Here is an 18,220-nt window from a genome sequence, read left to right as displayed (position 1 = left end):
TGAGTGAAAGCCCGGCGCGGGTAGGACCGAAGTAGGTACGCTTGAACTGGCCTACCCGTTCGCCACAGTCGCGGCAGAGGTATTTGTCGTATGAGAGTTGGGCATAACCGCCTCCTACGGTCACTTCCATACCCCAACGGTCGCCCATAGCCCAGTGGTAACCATAGCTGATGCCACCACCGTACAGGTCGCCGCGGTAAACATGCTCCTTCATGCCGGGAATGAAGTCAATCTGTCCGATATTGAAATGGGCATAGTGTCCATGAATACCGACGAAATGGCCTTCGAAGCGGCGACAGAACCAGTAGCGGACTTCCGGTTGGGCGAAAGCAAGGTTGAGTTTCATGTCGTTGGGAAATTGCCAGGCGTTATAACCGCCGTCCAGTGCAAGGGTGAAATTGCGGGCTAACGAGAACTCGACTCCGGCATTTGGGGTAGTTGTACCCCAAAATAATAGATTGGTACGCAAAGTTGTACGCTGAGCATGTAACCCCGGATAGGAGAATACCAATAGCCAGAGAAGGAAAAGAGTGAGTTTCATAAGCATGAAATAGTAGCGTTATCATTATTATTGTTTGTTTTGGGGCTGTTACTTATCAAGTAACGGCTAATATCACACAATCGAGCGGAGGGAAAAGAGTTTTCCAACGAACGTTTTAGAGAAAAAAGACATTTTGCACGCCAGTGAAGTGAATAAAAAGGCAGTCCGTATTTGAAAGCTCAAAGATGGATAACGGTTTCATGTGTTTTTGCGAAAAAGAACCGGAGTTATATGGAGTTTTGTGTGCTTTTTAGTCCTGAATAAATATATTTTTGTGTTTTTTAGTAGATAATCATGTTTTTATTTGGATAAATAAAGGAAAATTTTAAACTTTGCAGGCGGAAATAGCCGTTACTTGATAAGTAATTACTTATATAATATCCTGTTTCATAATATATTGTATGTTACATTTTTCTTCCATCTACTCTTTCTGACAGAAGAAATCAACTTACGATTCTCTTTATCTACCCTTTCGTTTTCGAAGGGTTTCAGATAGGTTTCCGTTACCCGTATCGAGGAGTGCCCCAATGCCTGGCTGATAATTCCGATAGGCATCTTCATGTGATAGGCCAGTGTGGCCCATGTGTGGCGGGCGGTATAGGAGCTGATTTTTATACCGGGTAACAAGTCTCTTGCCAATAGCCGCAGCATCTTATTGAAATTGCGCAGCGCTTTCTGATAACATTTGTACAAGGCATAATCTCCTTTCGTCTCAGTATTCAATATGGGGAAAAGGTAGAGGGAAGCCTCGTTCTTGTCTTTAAACTCTTTCAGTAGGGGTAATGCTTCCCGGGGGATGCACACCGTCATCTGTTTGCCGGTCTTGTGGCGGCGATACACAATCCTGTTGCCTTGCACATCTATCTTACGTAGATAGGCCAAATCTATGAACGGCATGCCACGGAAGAGGAACATCAGCTGGAAATATGCCTGCGTGCGTCGCAACCTTTCGGGAAATGTACCGGAATCTGCATATATCAGCTGTGCCATCTGTTCCTCCGTCAGTGCCCGCTTGGTCTGGGACTTCACCTTGGTATACACATCATCAAAGAGTTTCGGGTTGTGCTCCGGTGTGCCGGGCGGAGACAGACGGTTGTACACAGCCTGCAAGGTGCGCATATAGGTGGAAATGGTATTCCAACTCAGCCGCCTTTGCAGCAGCCACTGCTCATACTCTTTCAGCCGTCCGGGAGTAAACACTTCATTCACGGGCATTGCACCGCCGGAAAACGCTGCAAAGGAATGCAAGGTGCTGGTGTAAGTATGCACCGCCGGATGCTTCTTGTCCTCCTTCAATTCTTCAATGACCTCCGCCATATACAGCGACAGGTCCATCCTTCCTTCATCTTTCTCAATCTTTTCTGTACCTTTCTTAATCTTTTCTGTATTCATAACTCTTATCCTTTAAAGTTGCACACTACAAAATGAGTCCTGACAACAGGAATCAAAGGCGTAATGTTTGTGAATACAAAGTAAAGAAAGTGAGGAGAATACAAAGAAAAAGCGTGCTAACCTTATAATAAAGGTGCACGCTTAATATATATGCTTATAGGGGTGTGGTTTATAAGGCGGCGATTTCTGATTCGGAAAGGCCGGTAGATTTCACTATTACATCAACGGGAGTATTGAGTTCTTTCAAAGAACGAGCTATAGACAGACTCTTTTCTTTAGCACCTTCCTCACGTCCTTCCTCCTTCGCTGCATCCATCACGCACAAATTAGTGCGGTACACGTTTACACTATTTTCATAGCGTCTCCGTTCCTCTTTACTAAGAGAAGCTACATCGGCAATTTCTTCCAGTTTTTCGAAGACTGCCTTGCGGGCCTTAAATGGCATTCGTTTCAGTGTCTCCATATTCTTTAATGTATATATCCAACGTTCAAAATCATTCTCGCATTCTTCTTCCTCCTTCTTAAAAACAGGAAGGGCTATAAACACTTGACGCATCTTGTCAGTAAACAATTCACCTGTATCACGGTCGGCAAGAATGACGTCTGTCCTCAACTTAACATTGCTGTTGAACAGAAAGTTCATAAAGAAAACTCCATATACAGCCTTTATATTGAACTTCCATTCATTACCTTTTTCGCCCTGTTGCACTATCGCATTAGAGAGATAATAAAGGGCACGTTTCTTAAAATGCAACTGCGACTTATTCTGCATCTCTACGATTATCTTCTCGCCAGTATCTGTACTGCAATAAATATCGTAGATAAGACCTCGCCCTTCGTCATACTCAGGCAACTGTTCATTGTTCAAGAATGTGAGATCAGTTATCACCCGTTCACCCTTCAGCAAAACATTTAAAAAGTCTATTAACAAATCCTTAGAAATCTCTTGGCCGAATATTTTCTTAAAACCGTAATCGGTAAACGGATTGATAAATTTTCCCATCGTTGTGTGTTATGTAACAACAAAGATATAGAGAATTATTCAACTTATGCTATAAATAGCTCTTTTTTGCACAGATATTTCTATACCAACTCGTCCGAAGTATACCCTTGCGGCAACTCACGACAGTTATAGCGGCTGGATTTAAAGTTGCACACTACAAAATGAGTCCTGATAACAGGAATCAAAGGCGTAATGTTTGTGAATACAAAGCAAAGAAAGTGAGGGGAATACAAAGAAAAAGCGTGCAAACCTTATAATAAAGGTGCACGCTTAATGTATATGCTTATGGGAGCAGATTCAGCCATTCCACAAACTATCTATCAATGTTGCTAAGATTCTTTAATTAAACCATCAACCGCATCTACAAAAACTTTTGCTTGCGGATATAACTCACCGACCATTTCTTCATCGCAATACACAAAATCATCATAATCTCCGCTATGCCTTTTCTCAAATAAAGTAGTGAAAGTCTTGCCTACCTTCAAAGGAAGTATCCCAGTCGAAATAAAATGCAAACCAAGCATCGTCTTCACTCCGTTATGCGTCTGAGTTTGAATATCATTCTTTAGCAAAAGAGCAACAGTCGCATAATAACACGCATAATACATTCTATTTACCGCTGCATTATAAAATGACTCGCGTATCATCACTTCTGCTTCTTTCAACGTCTCATAAGCACGTTGTATTCTATAAGAAATAAGTGCCTTTTTACTTTCTTCATCCAATATTTCTTTCATAACACAATACCTTCATTTACTACATTTACATAAAAAGGAGTCTTAAATGGACGATTTTCCCAAAGCTTCTTCAACATTACTATCGGACTAATCGCAACGCCGGTTTTCAATTCCAATTCATAAAGGGGCAAAGTTATTGCTTCTTCCTGAGCCAATGTCAGTTTCTCTCCTTCAAGCAGAATCAGCAAATCAATATCACTGTCGGAACGAGCTTCCCCCCGTGCTTCCGAACCAAACAAAATGGTTTTTGCCGTAGGCGCTATACCACATACTGTTTTTCTTATCTGTTCTATAATCTCTGACCGTCTCATTTTTAGTAATTTGAGTTTATGTACAAATATAAGCATTTCTCCTCTATACAGATACTAAAACCATCATATTTCTTTAAGGAGAATAGCCATTCGCCCGCAATAATATTCTTAATCCTTTGCCAAATGACGAATACCGTCAATCTGCAAAAGGTTATTCCTTACACCAACTCGTCCGAAGTATACCCCTGTGGCAACTCACGACAGTTATAACCCGAAGCCATTATCTCACCATAAGCGCCTGCAGAACGCAACGCTATCAAATCTCCGCGCTTCACCTTATTCAAGTCTATCGCTTTCCCGAATACATCCGATGACTCACAAATAGGACCTACCACATCATAAGTTTCAACTGCGTCTTCGGAAGTGATATTTTCTATCTTATGATAAGCCTGGTACAATGCAGGACGAATCAAATCCGTCATACCGGCATCAAGGATGGCAAATTTCTTATTCGCTCCCTGTTTTACATAAAGCACCTGCGAGATAAGTGAACCACACTGCCCCGTTATGGCACGCCCCAATTCAAAATGGAGCGTTTGATAAGAACGCAGTTTCAAATGTTCGGCATAAGTAGAGAAGTAATCCTTAAAATCAGGTATTGCCTGACGGTTGGGATGCTTGTAATCAATACCCAGTCCACCGCCTACATTGATATGCTCGATGCGGATGCGGCGAGCTTCCAGCTTGTCCTGCAATTCATTTACACGATTGCATAGGGCAACGAAATCACCCATATCCAATATCTGCGAACCGATGTGGAAGTGCAATCCGATGAACTTCACATTCTTCATATCCAGTGCCACGTCTATCACATCGTTCATATCCTGCATACTGATACCAAACTTATTCTCTGCCAGCCCGGTAGTGATGTTGGCATGCGTATGTGCACCTACATTAGGATTGATACGGAAAGCGACATTAGCGATCTTACCTTTAGCAGCCGCCAATTCATTAATTACTTCCAACTCAGGAATAGACTCCACATTGAAACAGAAGATATTGTAGTCCAAGCTCAGGTTGATCTCCCAATCGGACTTACCTACTCCTGCAAAAACAACCTTATTCGCAGGAAAGCCAGCCTTGATGGCAGCGCGCACTTCTCCCCCACTCACACAATCGGCGCCCAGTCCATTCTCACGAATAATGGTAAGTACCTTCGGATTAGCATTTGCTTTCACAGCATAATGTACCTCAAAATTGCCATACTTAGCGGCTTCTGCACGCACGCAGGAAAGAGTGTCGCGCAACACCTTCGTATCATAATAATAAAAAGGGGTACGCAGCTCACGGAATTTATTTATGGGGAATGTTCCTTTCATACTTCAAAACTTTGTTTATAAAGAAAAGAACGCAAATTACGCGAATTACACAAGAGCCTTTATCAGCGCATTGTGCAATTTGTGTAGTTTGCGTTCCATATCATATTATATCTGTACTTTCTTATTTCTCTTATTCTTCGTTGAACAGTGCATCACTAAGCGACTGCAATGCCTTATTCTTGTCGCACTCACGGATGAGGAAAGAAATATTGTAGTTACTACCACCGAATGAGATCATTCGTACCGGTATGTCGCGCATGGCATCCAGTGCCTTCGCTTCGAAACCGACATTCTCCCATTCCAAATCACCTACCACGCAGACGATACACATATCCTTATCCACCGTAACGGTTCCATACTTCTTCAGGTCGTCCAGAATCTCGTTGAGATGCTTTGTATTATCAACAGATACAGATACTCCTACCTCAGAAGTACAAATCATATCGATAGAAGTCTGATAGCTTTCAAATATTTCAAATACCTTGCGCAAGAAACCATGAGCAAGCAACATGCGGCTGGATTTAATCTTAATAGCCGTAATGTTATCTTTTGCTGCAACTGCCTTAATTTTGCCCTTCTCAGTATCATTGGAAATCATAGTACCAGGAGCAGTCGGGTCCATCGTATTCAGCAGACGCACCGGGATATTGGCATACTTGGCAGGCTGTATACAAGTGGGGTGAAGAATCTTCGCACCAAAATAAGCCAGCTCGGCAGCTTCTTCAAAATGAAGATGACGTACAGGAGCAGTCTTGTCAACGATACGCGGGTCATTATTGTGCATACCGTCGATATCGGTCCATATCTGGATTTCGGAAGCATTGATAGCTGCACCGATCAGAGAAGCGGTATAGTCGCTTCCACCACGTTGCAGATTGTCTATTTCTCCGTAAGCGTTGCGGCAAATGTATCCTTGTGTGATGTAAATCTCAGCACCGGGATGCAATTCCAACTGCATCTGAAGTTTCTCCTTAATATATACAGGATCGGGCTCAGCATTCTTATCGGTGCGCATATATTCCAAAGCCGGAAGCAAAATGGACTTCACACCACACTCTTGCAGGTAATAGTTCATCATGGCAGTAGAGATCAGTTCTCCCTGTGCCAGAACCACTTTCTCCTCAAACAGCGTGAAAAGGTCTTTGGTATAAGAACGGATGTAGTCAAAATGAGATTTAATCAGTTCCTGGCCTTTCTGTTTATACTCGGGAGTGGAATACAACTCATTCACATGCTGTTTATATTTAGCCTCCAGCTTGTTAATGATTTCGTTGGCACCCTCCGGATTTTTCTTGTACAGATAGTCCGAAATTTCCACCAATGTATTAGTTGTGCCCGACATAGCCGAGAGTACAACTATCTTCTGTTCACCATCAGTGATCAATTTGGCTACTTCCTTTATCCGCGGTGCAGAACCTACGGAAGTACCTCCAAACTTTAAAACTTTCATTTTCGTTCCTGTATTAAATGATTATATATTATTATTTGTTTCTTCTACAGTCGGCATCATCCCCGAATACTCGGACGTTACATCTGTTATTTGATGACCTGCACAGCGATATACCTGTCCCGGAAACTCGTGAAGCAGATGGAGGTTGTGCGTAGTCATCAATACCAGTGAGCCACCCGTGCGGCTGATGTTATGTAATAGTCCTACAATGGCACGTCCCGTTTCCGCATCCAGATTACCGGTCGGTTCATCCGCCAGGATAATCTCCGGAGAGTTGAGCATAGCACGGGCAATAACGATGCGTTGCTGTTCGCCTCCCGAAAGTTCGTTAGGGAACTTATATCCTTTATTACCCATTCCCACCTGCATCAGCACTTCAGCAATACGATCTTTTATTTCCGATTTGTTTTTCCAGCCCGTAGCCTTCAATACAAAAGCAAGATTATCGTTCACCGTGCGGTCAGTCAACAATTGGAAATCCTGGAACACGATTCCCAACTTACGACGCAACTGCGGAATATGCTTGCGCTTAATACGACTCATATCATACCCTAGTACCATTGCTTCGCCGGCAGTGATATCCAGTTCTCCGTAGAGTGTTTTTAGCAAACTGGTCTTACCCGAACCTACCTTACCGATAAGGTACACAAACTCTCCCTTCTGCAGCTCAAGGTTTACCTCATTCAGCACGCACAAGTCCTGTTGGTGTACTTCCACATCTTTATATCGTATCAGCGGTTCAGCCATCTTTCTATAATTACAAATTACGAATTACAATTTACGAATTAGTGTTTCTTCCACGAAGCGCTATGACGTTCCTGCAATTCGCGTGCCAAATCTTCCAAACTGTATCCTTTGGATGTTAACAACACGATGAGGTGGTATATCAAATCGGCTCCTTCATAGATCAACCGTTCATCGGTTCCGTTACAAGCTTCGATCACTGTTTCCACAGCTTCTTCACCCACTTTCTGTGCCATTTTATTCACACCTGACTCAAACAGACTGGTTGTGTAAGAACCTTCCGGCATCTCTTCATGGCGCTTAGTAATAAAATCCTGAAGATGCTTCAGGAACATTATAGGCTGTTCATTCTTCTCACCCCAGCATGTATCCGTGCCTGTATGGCAAACTGGTCCCACAGGGTGTACCTGAATCAGCAATGTATCCTGATCACAGTCTTCCTTAATAGAAACGACATTCAGGAAATTACCACTCTCCTCACCTTTCGTCCAAAGACGGTTCTTGGTGCGGCTGAAAAAAGTCACTTTACCGGTTTCTACCGTTTTGTCGTAAGCTTCTTTATTCATGAAGCCCAACATTAACACCTTAGCGGTGTCTGCGTCTTGTATGATTGCCGGAATAAGTCCGTTCATTTTATCAAAATCCATTTTTATATAATTACGAATTACAATTTACGAATTATAATGCGGTATAAGCATCCTATCATCTTACCATTTTATCATCCCCTTACACCGTTCGCATCGAGATTCCCTGGGCGCAAAGATACGATTTTAAATCGGGAATTTTAATTTCTCCGAAATGAAAAACGCTGGCTGCCAACGCCGCATCTGCTTTTCCTTGCAAAAACACATCACGAAAATGCTCTTTTGCTCCTGCTCCGCCCGATGCAATCACCGGAATAGAGAGGTTATCAGACATTTCAGCAAGCGCTTCATTAGCGTATCCGGTCTTTACGCCATCATGATTCATGCTGGTGAAAAGTATTTCTCCGGCACCACGCTCCTGAGCTTCTTTGGTCCAGGTAAACAGTTCTTTATCTGTTTCTACGCGGCCTCCATTCAGATAGCACCACCAGCCTTTTTCAGTTTGTTTGGCATCTACCGCCAACACACATACCTGCGAACCGAAGTTCTTAGCTATTTCATCAATCAGTTCGGGACGGCGAATTGCAGAAGAATTGATAGAAATCTTATCTGCACCGGCATTCAGCAGACGGTCTACATCACTCAATTCGTTGATACCACCACCTACCGTAAACGGAATACTAATATTGGCAGCAATGCGCTTCACCAACTCTGCAAATGTCTTGCGACCTTCAAAGCTGGCTGTTATATCCAGAAAAACCAATTCATCAGCACCTTGCTCACTATACGCACGTGCCAGTTCCACCGGATCGCCCGCCTGACGCAAATTGACGAAATTGGTTCCTTTCACTGTTTGTCCGTCTTTGATATCGAGACAGGGAATAATTCTTTTCGCTAACACCTTTAATGATTTATGATTTATAATTTATGATCTATGACTTATGAATGAAAACTTAGAAACCGCATATATCCGCCTCCATAAATCATAAATCATAAATCATAAATCTTTCAATTTCCTTCAAAGTAATACGCCCTTCATACAGAGCCTTACCAAAAATAACAGCCGGTACCCCAGCCGTCTCCAATGCACGTATATCTTCCATACTGCTGACACCGCCACTTGCTATCAGGTAAAGGTCGGGATGTTCTTCCAGCATTTCCTTATACAGTTCAATAGAAGGCCCCTGCAACATACCGTCACAACTAATATCCGTGCAAATTACTTTCTGAATACCTTTCTCTACATATTCTTTCAGGAAAGGGAACAATTCGCAAGCACTTTCGTCCTTCCAGCCATTCACAGCTATCTTCCGGTCTTTCACATCCGCACCAAGAATTATCTTCTCACTGCCGTAAACTTCCAGCCAATGGCAGAACAACTCAGGATTTTTCACCGCAATACTGCCGCCTGTAATCATCTGCGCCCCATTCTCAAAAGCTATCTTCAAGTCTTCATCACTTTTCACACCACCACCGAAATCAACTATCAGGGAAGTCTGTGAGGTGATTCTATTCAAAACATTATAATTGACTACATGATGAGAAGCCGCTCCGTCCAAGTCTACCACATGAAGCCGGCGAATACCGTGCGCCTCCATCTCTTTGGCCACTTCTACCGGATTTTCGTTATACACCTTCTTACTATCATAGTCGCCTTGTGAAAGGCGAACACACTTTCCGTCGATAATATCTATTGCAGGAATAAGCTCTATCATATATTCATCTACTTAATTATAATTCTAAAAAATTGCGCAGGATACGTTCTCCCACCCCCCCACTCTTCTCTGGATGGAATTGGGTAGCGTAATAATTATCCTTATGCAAGGCAGCGCTAAACGGTTGTATATAGTCCGTCACAGCAGCTGTATATTCATTGACCGGAACGTAGAAGCTATGCACAAAATAGACAAACTCTTCTTTTGTAAAACCTTTGAATAAACCACTGTTCGTCTCTGTGAGCGTATTCCAACCCATGTGAGGCACTTTATCCTCATGCTTCTGTGGAACGAAACGCTTTACCTCCGTATCAAAAATACCCAGACAGTCCACATCTCCTCCTTCTTCAGAATGGCGACACATTACTTGCATACCCAGACATATCCCTAAAAGAGGCTGCCTAAGTTCCTTAATCAATGCATCCATACCACTGGCACGCAGAAACTTCATGGTTGTTTCCGCCTCACCCACACCTGGAAAGATCACTTTGTCCGCCGCACGCAATTCATTTTTATCCGCCGTTACCACAGCTTCCACGCCCAAACGCTTCAGCGCATAATCCACCGAATAAATATTACCCGCATTATATTTGATAATCGCTACTTTCATGAATATACCTTAACTAAATATCACTGTTTTATTCTTATATGCCAGTACCTTGCGCTCAATATGCTTCTGCACGGCACGTGAGAGAACAATCTTTTCCAGGTCTTTTCCCTTATTTACAAGATCTTCTACAGTATCTTTATGAGTGATACGAACCACATCTTGTTCAATGATCGGTCCTGCATCCAATTCTGTTGTTACATAATGACTGGTAGCACCAATGATCTTCACACCACGCTCAAATGCTGCATGATAAGGTTTTGCTCCCACAAATGCAGGAAGGAAAGAGTGATGAATATTGATAATCCGATTGGGATATGCATCAATCATCCGTTCTGAAATCACCTGCATATAACGCGCCAGTACAATAAAGTTCACCTTATGTTTTGCCAGCAATTCCATTTCTTTTTTCTCTTGTTCTTCTTTTGTCTCCTTTGTAATAGGGAACAGATAGAAAGGTATTCCGAAACGTTCGGCTACATGTTGCAAGTCGGGATGGTTGCTTATAATAAGAGGAATCTCGACGTTCCACTCTCCTGCCGTATAGCGTGCCAGTAAATCAAACAGGCAATGTGACATCTTAGACACAAATATTGCCATGCGTGGTTTCGTATCCGAGAAATAGAGACGGAAAAACATTTCATATTTCTGTGCGTACAACGTAGCAAAATAATCTTCAATTTTCTCTTGCGGTATCAGGAAGTTCTTCAATTCCCACTCGATACGCATGAAAAAGATATTCTCCACATGATCGACATATTGGTCCAGATAGATAATATTTCCCTTGTTTACCGTTATAAAATCTGTCACTTCTGCCAGAATTCCCGGTTTGTCGGGACAGTGAAGTAACAGTTTAGCCGTTTTCATCATCCTAAATTATCGTTTTTATCGTTTTCAAATTACAATTTTCTCGATTTGAGTTTGCAAAAATAACGATTTATTGTAAAATAACGAAGTTTTCGAGCAAGAAGTTTAAATCAAGCAACAGAAAGCTTCGTTTTCATTACAAAACCATCCCAATCCCCTTTCACAAAAAGCTCTGCAAGAACTTATTTTTTTTCATATTCCAATGTTCTCAAAATGAGGATATAAAAGGAAAAGTGATAAAATCAAGCAAAAAAAATTCATCGTAGCTATTGCAGGTTTCAAAGAAATGCCTACCTTTGCAACCGCAATCGAGAGAGAAAGCAATAAAAGAAATGAAATTATGGTGCGTTAGTTCAGTTGGTTAGAATACATGCCTGTCACGCATGGGGTCACGGGTTCGAGTCCCGTACGCACCGCTTAAAGCTCTGAAATTGAATGATTTCAGAGCTTTTTTGTTCAGTATACCGGATGATTCCGTCTAATAGCAATTACATTCCAAACCTTGATGTATCCACCTCTTTCAAATTCTTTTTCTTATACCCTCCAAAGCGATAACTGAGATTCAGAGTAAAAGTCCGCGAATAGAAAGCACTGTTCATATCTAAGTCTTGTCCCTTGAAACGAACTTTTGTCTTAGGCATCCCTGTATTAAGAATATCATTACAACGAGCGGAAAGGCTCATCCTGTCGTTTGCAAAACCCCATTTCAATCCGGCAGTAAGATTAAAGATGGATTCAATATCGAATGTTCCTTGTATAACCGGTGTTTGCACATTCCCCATCAATTCAAAAGCCAGATTTTTATTCACTTTAAAAGTATTATCCAGTATAGCACTGAACACCCACTTTTTTCGATTAAAAGGTATATCAAAGAAATCATCACAACGTTGCCTCATCTGTATACCGGTTAAAGTCAATCGAGAATCCAACCAATTTCCGGTTTTGAAAGGTAATATGATATTTGCTCCCCACAACTGCATATAGTTCCAGTTTGTATTTTTATAAATTAGCGCCAGTCTGTCTGTAGATTGATAAGGAGTTTGTATAAAGTAATCTGGAGTATGCATAAAGAACAGGTTAAAAATATATTTTTGCTTCAAGATATAACTCCCGTTCAGATTGTAATTAGTCATAGGTTTCAATCCCGGCGTTCCCCATAGTTCAGTGTACCCGTTGAGATAACTAACAGACGATTGCATATCCCAATAGCCCGGATACGTCTTATCTGTAGATAAGGAGAATTGGAATGTATGCTTTGGCGTTTTAAAGTAAGTCAGCGATGCCTGTGGATAAACCGCCCATTTATGATAATTGCCGATAGTATAGTATTCTCCCGTAGCCGATACTGAGAACGAAACTCCTGTCTCGTAGTTTTTACTGAATGACACATAAAAATTAGTAGTCTGTTCTTTCAGATCAGAATACATATTCTGAGTATGAATATCCCCCACTACCTTATCATAAGTTTGAAAATCACGATCTTTTGCAAACCGATAGGATGCCCCATACCCTAAACTCCATCCTTTAGATAATGGATGCTTTTGATCTGCATAAATAGAATAGCGATCTATTCTTTGTCCGCCAACCATTGAAAAACTGCTTTGCCTGCCATCCTGATAGTCGGCATAGAGGCTTTGATGATTGTCGGATTTATAATGCGTATAATCACCACCTATTTCAAGCCCAAATCCTGAATGATACTGCAATGTGACATTATTCATCTGCGTATCAAGATATTTATCTACATTACTGGTTTGATAATTTCCTGTCGTTTCGCTACTATTATGCTGATTGGGACTATAGCTACCTGTATATATCACATTGATTGTATGATTGTCATTGAAATTATACTCAAACGCAGTTCTGAAATTGTGATTCCAATACTTACTGCGTAATTGCTCATTCTGGCTGATATTGTACTGTTCATTCTTCAGTGCATGCCTGGAATCGAGGTCTATATATTCCATATTCTTCACATCATTCGCTCCATACATCACATCAAAAGCAATCTTGGGTGTCGATAAACGGAAATTCCCTTTCATGCCACCGCTATTAAAATATTGGTTCTTATAATCAGTACTTACTTCTCCTTGAAAAGAATAGTCATTCGAGCGTTTTAAAACAACATTGATAACCGCTCCCCGTACATGATATTCAGGGGGAGCACTATACATTACTTCCACTTTCTCCACCCTGTTTACCGGAGTATTACGCAAAAGAGTTTCAAGCTGCCCGACATCCATTGTGGTAGGTTTTCCATTCAGGATTACAGTCAGATTTCCTGCACCGACCAGAGTCAACGCCCCCTTACTTTCTTGCACTCCCGGTAACCTCATCAATGCTTCATAGGCATTATTCACTACTTGCTTTTCAGATAAAACAGCGAGATTATAACCTAAACGTCCATTCTCCACTTTTACAAATGGGCGTTCCGCCTTTACCACCACTTCATCCAAGGCATAATCCTGAGGCTGTAACTGAATAGTCCCGGCATTTTTCCCATTGCCGGTTACTTGCTTCGTATGAAATAAAAGATGTTGGATAATCAAGCGGTATTTTTCTTGTTGGCCATTCAAAGTGAATATACCGTCATCGTTTGATATCGACGCATCTATATAAATAGAGTCTACCGTTTGCAATACAATGGTTGCTCCCTCTATGGGGCGCTGTTCACTGTCTATTATTTTGCCGCTAATGGTTTGTCCCCATACGACTGTTTGAAAACTGCCTACTACAATATAGCTGATTACAGATAAGATTACTTTATTCAATCGCATCATTCTATGTCATTTACAGATACTAATGTCACCATTAGCTCGGATTACAGAAATTTCATGTTTTGATTTCTCTGTTTATAGACGAAGCGAAAAAATCATATTTGGTTTATAAAGAAGAAAAACATTTAATATTCTTAAATATAAGATTCAGCCATAACTCTTGATGCATCTGCTAATATACTCTCACAGCCTACCAAAACCTGACACGGTTCAGGTAATTTCAAATCTTATTTTAGAGTTTATTCAGCAAATGTGCCTGTAGACATAAAGACTACCGAATATATAAAATAATCCTCACCCTCTGTTTGCGGTTGTTCAAATAGTTGCTTATAAATAGGCTCCGGCTCAGGTCCGAAAAGTAAATCTGCATCCGGAGTGTAAATACCACAATACCATACAGGAGCCGCTTTCATATTAAAGCGTGGAATACCTTCTATTACAAATTTATAAAACCCAACCTTATCGCTATCTTTTACGACTCTTGTCAGTCCTCCGTAATTGGTACCCATATTATATCTCAACCCTTTTAAAGAAATATACCTATCTTCAACCAGGCTACCCTCTGCAAATTTCTTCGCTTTACAGGTAAAAGGTATTTCATATTCACCACCTTCGGGAGACAGGATAAAAGGATTAGGACCATCTACTTTTATAGTGTATTCATACTCTACTTTTGCCTTCGATATTACATCTATCAATTTGTAGACAATGCTACTCCCATCAGCGGGAGGATCAACCAAGGTTCTTTTCTCAACCCATAAAGCATACTCATAGCCTTTTTCGTAAACGAAATCGGTAATTCCTTGAAAATCCAGCGTTTTGTAGTCGCTTTCACTTTCTTCTTTCACCAGCATACAATCGATGGGAGAATCACTTCCCCAAGGCTGATAAGTACCTGTTTTGTCAGAAATAAGCATTTTTACAGTTTTTACTTTGTCTTGTGGTTCATCATCACTACAAGCAACAAAGCCAGTGATTGACAGGATTAATAGCAATAATCCTAATAAACGTTTTGTCTTCATTATGTTTTCTTTAAGTCTAGTTTTTTAATTATGCAAAGATATACAAAATCTCTTTAAGCTTATTATAAACAAAGCCTTTTATTTCTTTTCTCAGAAGAAGCTTGAATAGAATTTTAAAGGAGATAGGCTATATGAAGATATAAAAGCGTACCTTCGTCAACAGAATGAGATATCGAAGAATAACAACTACCGGACAAATCCGGGAAAAAAAGAAAGAGCGCAGGCAATCTATATATGTCTGGCTGATAGTAATTGTGATCCTGGCAATACTTGTCGGAGTGGGTTATCTGGCCACTCCCAGCACTGTATTGCTCCAGCAAACAGCATTTCGGGGTATCAGTTATCGCCCACTCATGGCATTCGTGATGCTCTTCACTGCCATTCTTGTCATTGTTATTGGCATACTACTGGCAGATAAATACACAAAAGTCGGATATTACCTGAAGACCATCGCCTGTGGCATTGTCATAGGGATGCTTTTTCACGGTATGGGTATCAATCTGTTACTGAATATGAATCATTGGTTGGCAAGCAGGGCTCCCGTACGCAAAGAATACAGAGTAACAGAAATCCGTTTTCTAAAACCCAATAAATTGGCTCGTTATCGGACCATATTGCCTGAATGCAGAATTCTGAAAGCTGTCGACCAGGATAATCCTGACGACTGCCTTTACTTCCATGTCCCCATAGATGCACAAGTAGCCATGGGATGTATATTGCATGTTACAATAAAAAACGGTATCTTTGGATGGAAAACAGTGGATGAATTAGAGTTTTACAACCCATAAAAGAGGCCGTATCAACAAAGGATTATCATCCATTCTGATACGGCCTTTTCTTTATTTAGATTTTCTTTCCGATGTAGAATGCATAACCATAAAAGTCTTTATACTTATAGTATAATTGTTGCTCATGACGCTGATTGGCAATCAGTCCTTCAGCAGCCTGGTTACCCGCATATTTTCGTAGAAAGTTTTCTTGGGTTTCAACCTGCGGCATATAGAAATGCTCGATCCAGCAATTTTCCGGTATACAGAAACAGGCTACAGGGATATATCCGGCCTTCTGCATCTGTGCCAGCTTATTGGGAATCGTATTTATTTCAGGATAAGCATCCATCCAGAAATCATTGATCTCAGCCGGACGTTCGTCAGTGAACCATGATACCTCTGATACGGCAATATAACCGCCTTTCTTTAAAAACGGACACCATAGATTCAACCCGTATTCAAAACCAATATTATAGATGGCTCCTTCCGACCAGATAAGATCTAATTCTTCATTCCGGAACGGGAGTTCATCCATTGATCCAATAATACCTTTCACTCTGTCCTGAAGGTTAAAGTGCTCGGCATTACTATTGAATTGGTTGATAAAATCAGGAAACAAATCAATGCCTGTGATTTGTCCCGGAGTATGTTGCGCCAGCGTAATCGTTTGGCCACCTGTGCCACAACCCAGATCAGCAATCATAGATTTATCCGTAAGCCCCTCAACAAAGCTAAGAGCCTTGATTGTTGTTTCAGCACTTCCCGGTCCCTGACGTTCTACACTTGAAAAGTATTCGCAGATTAAACTAAAATCGAATTCGTGAATAGATTTATTTTCGTTACTCATGATGTTTAAATTTTATTGTTAATATATAGGTATAAAAATAACTCCTGCAAGAATATGCACGAGTGAACTAAAGGATAACCGAGAGCATAATGCCCACAGTTATTTACTTACCGAATCCTTCTTAACTTTAAACATCCAACATTTTTTATATCGCCACAAAGATAGGCAGACTTTTTATTCCTGCAAATAATTATAGGATTTTTATCTTCTGACACTCAGGACAATAGTAAACCGACCCTCCAAGATAGGCTTCTTTCACAATCACACTGCCACAGCGCGGACAGGGATTCTTCCATGTTTTGGAAGAAAGAATCGTTTTATACCCTCCCTCATTTCCATAAAGATCTGTCTGGGTATCACGGCCCCTTCCTGAAGTCATAGCCATTAAGGTATCCTTCAGAGATTTAAAAAGTTCCCCTTTCTGTCCATCCGACAGGTCAAGCACTTTCTGTTTCGGGTGAATCCCGGCATTGAACAGAATATCCTGCGTTACCCCATTGCCTACACCCGGAATACGTTGTTCGGTAGCCAGCAGAGCTTTAGCCGTCAATGTTTTTTTTTGCTGAAGCAAATAGTTTCTCAAATTCCGCTTCCGAATAAGCATCACTCAACGGGGAAATACTTTCACGGCTTATCGTATAATATTTATTGTCGATAACGCCATCGGGATAGGCACTGATAAAACCATACATGGCAACCGTGAATACAAGAAACGATTCATCTTCAAAAGTCAGCAGCAATTGGTAATTGACAGGAACTTTATCACCCGGATTATAGTAACGTGCGCTCACCCCATCACCGATATTCATCATCACATTGCCCGACAGGTAAAAATCAACAAACATTCCATATCCCTTAGACGACAGAATCGTTTTTCCGACGAGTAACTTCCCATACTCCAGTGGATCGCCACTATAGAACGTGAACTTATGAGGCTTGGTAGCATTGAACACTTGCGTAATCGTTTTACCACTTAAAACATCATTGGCTTGCTTACTCAGTGTAAGTACTTCTGGCAATTCTAACATACTCTTATATCATTTAGTTATCTATCAATAGGAATATAAATCTCGGTCAACAATCCCTCAACCGGCGTTTCATCCGGTGCATTAAGATACACCTCAAACGTCAACGGACGTTTCTGATGATACATACTGTAAGGAAACCATTGATTATAGATCGTCTTATAAAATTCAGGTAAATCAGAATAACTGCCTTTATACCTGAAAACAGCGTACATCCCTCCGGGAATTTCCCGAAGTAATAATTTCCCTTCGGACTTGACACTCTCTTCAACAAGAACCCCGATATAGAACCGCCGTTGTTCCATCGGTGTAATCCAAGGATTATCCTGACTTATACTCACAAAACGATTACCGGGACCATTCTGCAAATGAACTGCTTTATAATGCAGTAATTGCTTCCAGATTGTAGTGTAAGCATATTTATCACGAAAAGTATCACCTACTTCTATGCAAACGGCTTTCAAAGTATTGATACGTTTAATTTTAGCCTCGGGCATACTATCATGAGT

The 18,220-nt window shown here is 41.1% G+C and carries 18 protein-coding genes, 1 tRNA gene and 1 pseudogene; 2 read left to right on the top strand and 18 right to left on the bottom strand.

The window, feature by feature from the left end; genetic code table 11:
* From BN161_RS26035 to purU, 13 genes are all read right to left on the bottom strand, one after another.
* Positions 1-541: DUF3575 domain-containing protein (locus BN161_RS26035; RefSeq protein ID WP_044271865.1), on the bottom strand; the 541-nt coding region annotated here is incomplete at its 3' end.
* Between the two features lie 387 nt (positions 542-928).
* The gene (locus tag BN161_RS26030) at positions 929-1,933 is read right to left on the bottom strand and encodes a tyrosine-type recombinase/integrase (protein ID WP_044271863.1); all 1,005 of its coding nucleotides are present in this window, start codon (positions 1,931-1,933) and stop codon (positions 929-931) included.
* 169 nt (positions 1,934-2,102) lie between these two features.
* Positions 2,103-2,936, bottom strand: coding sequence for an Rpn family recombination-promoting nuclease/putative transposase (locus BN161_RS26025; protein ID WP_044271862.1), 834 nt, complete (start codon positions 2,934-2,936; stop codon positions 2,103-2,105).
* 329 nt (positions 2,937-3,265) lie between these two features.
* Positions 3,266-3,673: a HEPN domain-containing protein gene (locus tag BN161_RS26020; RefSeq protein ID WP_044271860.1), complete on the bottom strand. Its 408-nt coding sequence runs from the start codon at positions 3,671-3,673 to the stop codon at positions 3,266-3,268.
* Positions 3,670-3,984, bottom strand: coding sequence for a nucleotidyltransferase family protein (locus tag BN161_RS26015; RefSeq protein ID WP_044271858.1), 315 nt, complete (start codon positions 3,982-3,984; stop codon positions 3,670-3,672). The genes BN161_RS26020 and BN161_RS26015 overlap by 4 nt, the downstream gene beginning before the upstream one ends.
* 158 nt (positions 3,985-4,142) lie before the next feature.
* Positions 4,143-5,303 (bottom strand): diaminopimelate decarboxylase, encoded by a 1,161-nt coding sequence (lysA, locus tag BN161_RS26010; RefSeq protein WP_044271854.1) that lies wholly within the window; start codon positions 5,301-5,303, stop codon positions 4,143-4,145.
* A gap of 130 nt (positions 5,304-5,433) precedes the next feature.
* Positions 5,434-6,753, bottom strand: a complete 1,320-nt coding sequence (locus BN161_RS26005; RefSeq protein WP_022391971.1) for an aspartate kinase — start codon at positions 6,751-6,753, stop codon at positions 5,434-5,436.
* A 21-nt stretch (positions 6,754-6,774) separates the two neighbouring features.
* Positions 6,775-7,500, bottom strand: a complete 726-nt coding sequence (locus tag BN161_RS26000) for a cell division ATP-binding protein FtsE (RefSeq protein WP_007209750.1) — start codon at positions 7,498-7,500, stop codon at positions 6,775-6,777.
* 38 nt (positions 7,501-7,538) lie between these two features.
* Complete coding sequence (gene hisIE / locus BN161_RS25995) at positions 7,539-8,150, bottom strand: bifunctional phosphoribosyl-AMP cyclohydrolase/phosphoribosyl-ATP diphosphatase HisIE (protein WP_125910935.1); 612 nt, start codon at positions 8,148-8,150, stop codon at positions 7,539-7,541.
* Between the two features lie 73 nt (positions 8,151-8,223).
* On the bottom strand, positions 8,224-8,982 hold the full coding sequence (hisF, locus tag BN161_RS25990; protein ID WP_007209752.1) for an imidazole glycerol phosphate synthase subunit HisF: 759 nt from the start codon (positions 8,980-8,982) through the stop codon (positions 8,224-8,226).
* Positions 8,983-9,064: 82 nt separating this feature from the next.
* A complete protein-coding gene (gene hisA / locus BN161_RS25985; RefSeq protein WP_044271850.1) occupies positions 9,065-9,796 on the bottom strand; it encodes a 1-(5-phosphoribosyl)-5-[(5-phosphoribosylamino)methylideneamino]imidazole-4-carboxamide isomerase in 732 nt (243 codons plus the stop codon).
* A gap of 16 nt (positions 9,797-9,812) precedes the next feature.
* Positions 9,813-10,406, bottom strand: coding sequence for an imidazole glycerol phosphate synthase subunit HisH (gene hisH, locus BN161_RS25980; RefSeq protein ID WP_044271849.1), 594 nt, complete (start codon positions 10,404-10,406; stop codon positions 9,813-9,815).
* 9 nt (positions 10,407-10,415) lie between these two features.
* Positions 10,416-11,273: a formyltetrahydrofolate deformylase gene (gene purU, locus BN161_RS25975; protein WP_007209755.1), complete on the bottom strand. Its 858-nt coding sequence runs from the start codon at positions 11,271-11,273 to the stop codon at positions 10,416-10,418.
* Positions 11,274-11,612: 339 nt separating this feature from the next.
* Here purU and BN161_RS25970 point away from each other — a divergent pair.
* Positions 11,613-11,686, top strand: a tRNA-Asp gene (locus BN161_RS25970).
* Between the two features lie 72 nt (positions 11,687-11,758).
* On the opposite strand, the gene BN161_RS25965 is transcribed toward BN161_RS25970, so the two are convergent.
* Both BN161_RS25965 and BN161_RS25960 read right to left on the bottom strand, forming a co-directional pair.
* Positions 11,759-14,050 carry an outer membrane beta-barrel family protein gene (locus tag BN161_RS25965; RefSeq protein ID WP_044271847.1) on the bottom strand — a complete coding sequence of 764 codons (2,292 nt, stop codon included), beginning with the start codon at positions 14,048-14,050 and terminating at the stop codon, positions 11,759-11,761.
* 236 nt (positions 14,051-14,286) lie between these two features.
* Positions 14,287-15,069, bottom strand: coding sequence for a DUF4377 domain-containing protein (locus BN161_RS25960; protein ID WP_044271845.1), 783 nt, complete (start codon positions 15,067-15,069; stop codon positions 14,287-14,289).
* Positions 15,070-15,233: 164 nt separating this feature from the next.
* Between BN161_RS25960 and BN161_RS25955 the strand changes: the two genes are divergently transcribed.
* Entirely contained in the window at positions 15,234-15,857 is a 624-nt protein-coding gene (locus BN161_RS25955) for a hypothetical protein (RefSeq protein ID WP_044271842.1), read from the top strand.
* Between the two features lie 55 nt (positions 15,858-15,912).
* Here the strand turns inward: BN161_RS25955 and BN161_RS25950 are convergent, their stop codons facing one another.
* The 3 genes and pseudogenes from BN161_RS25950 to BN161_RS25940 form a co-directional block, all read right to left on the bottom strand.
* Positions 15,913-16,686 (bottom strand): class I SAM-dependent methyltransferase, encoded by a 774-nt coding sequence (locus BN161_RS25950; RefSeq protein WP_044271840.1) that lies wholly within the window; start codon positions 16,684-16,686, stop codon positions 15,913-15,915.
* 190 nt (positions 16,687-16,876) lie between these two features.
* Positions 16,877-17,714, bottom strand: a pseudogene (locus tag BN161_RS25945) (zinc finger domain-containing protein).
* Positions 17,715-17,731: 17 nt separating this feature from the next.
* The coding region (locus BN161_RS25940) for an AraC family transcriptional regulator (protein ID WP_044271838.1) at positions 17,732-18,220 on the bottom strand (489 nt) is incomplete at its 5' end.

Origin of the sequence: Bacteroides timonensis (assembly GCF_000513195.1) — a bacterium.
GTDB classification, from domain to species: Bacteria; Bacteroidota; Bacteroidia; order Bacteroidales; family Bacteroidaceae; genus Bacteroides; species Bacteroides timonensis.
Note: the sequence above shows the minus strand (reverse complement) of the source record. Positions and strands in the feature narration are given on the sequence as shown.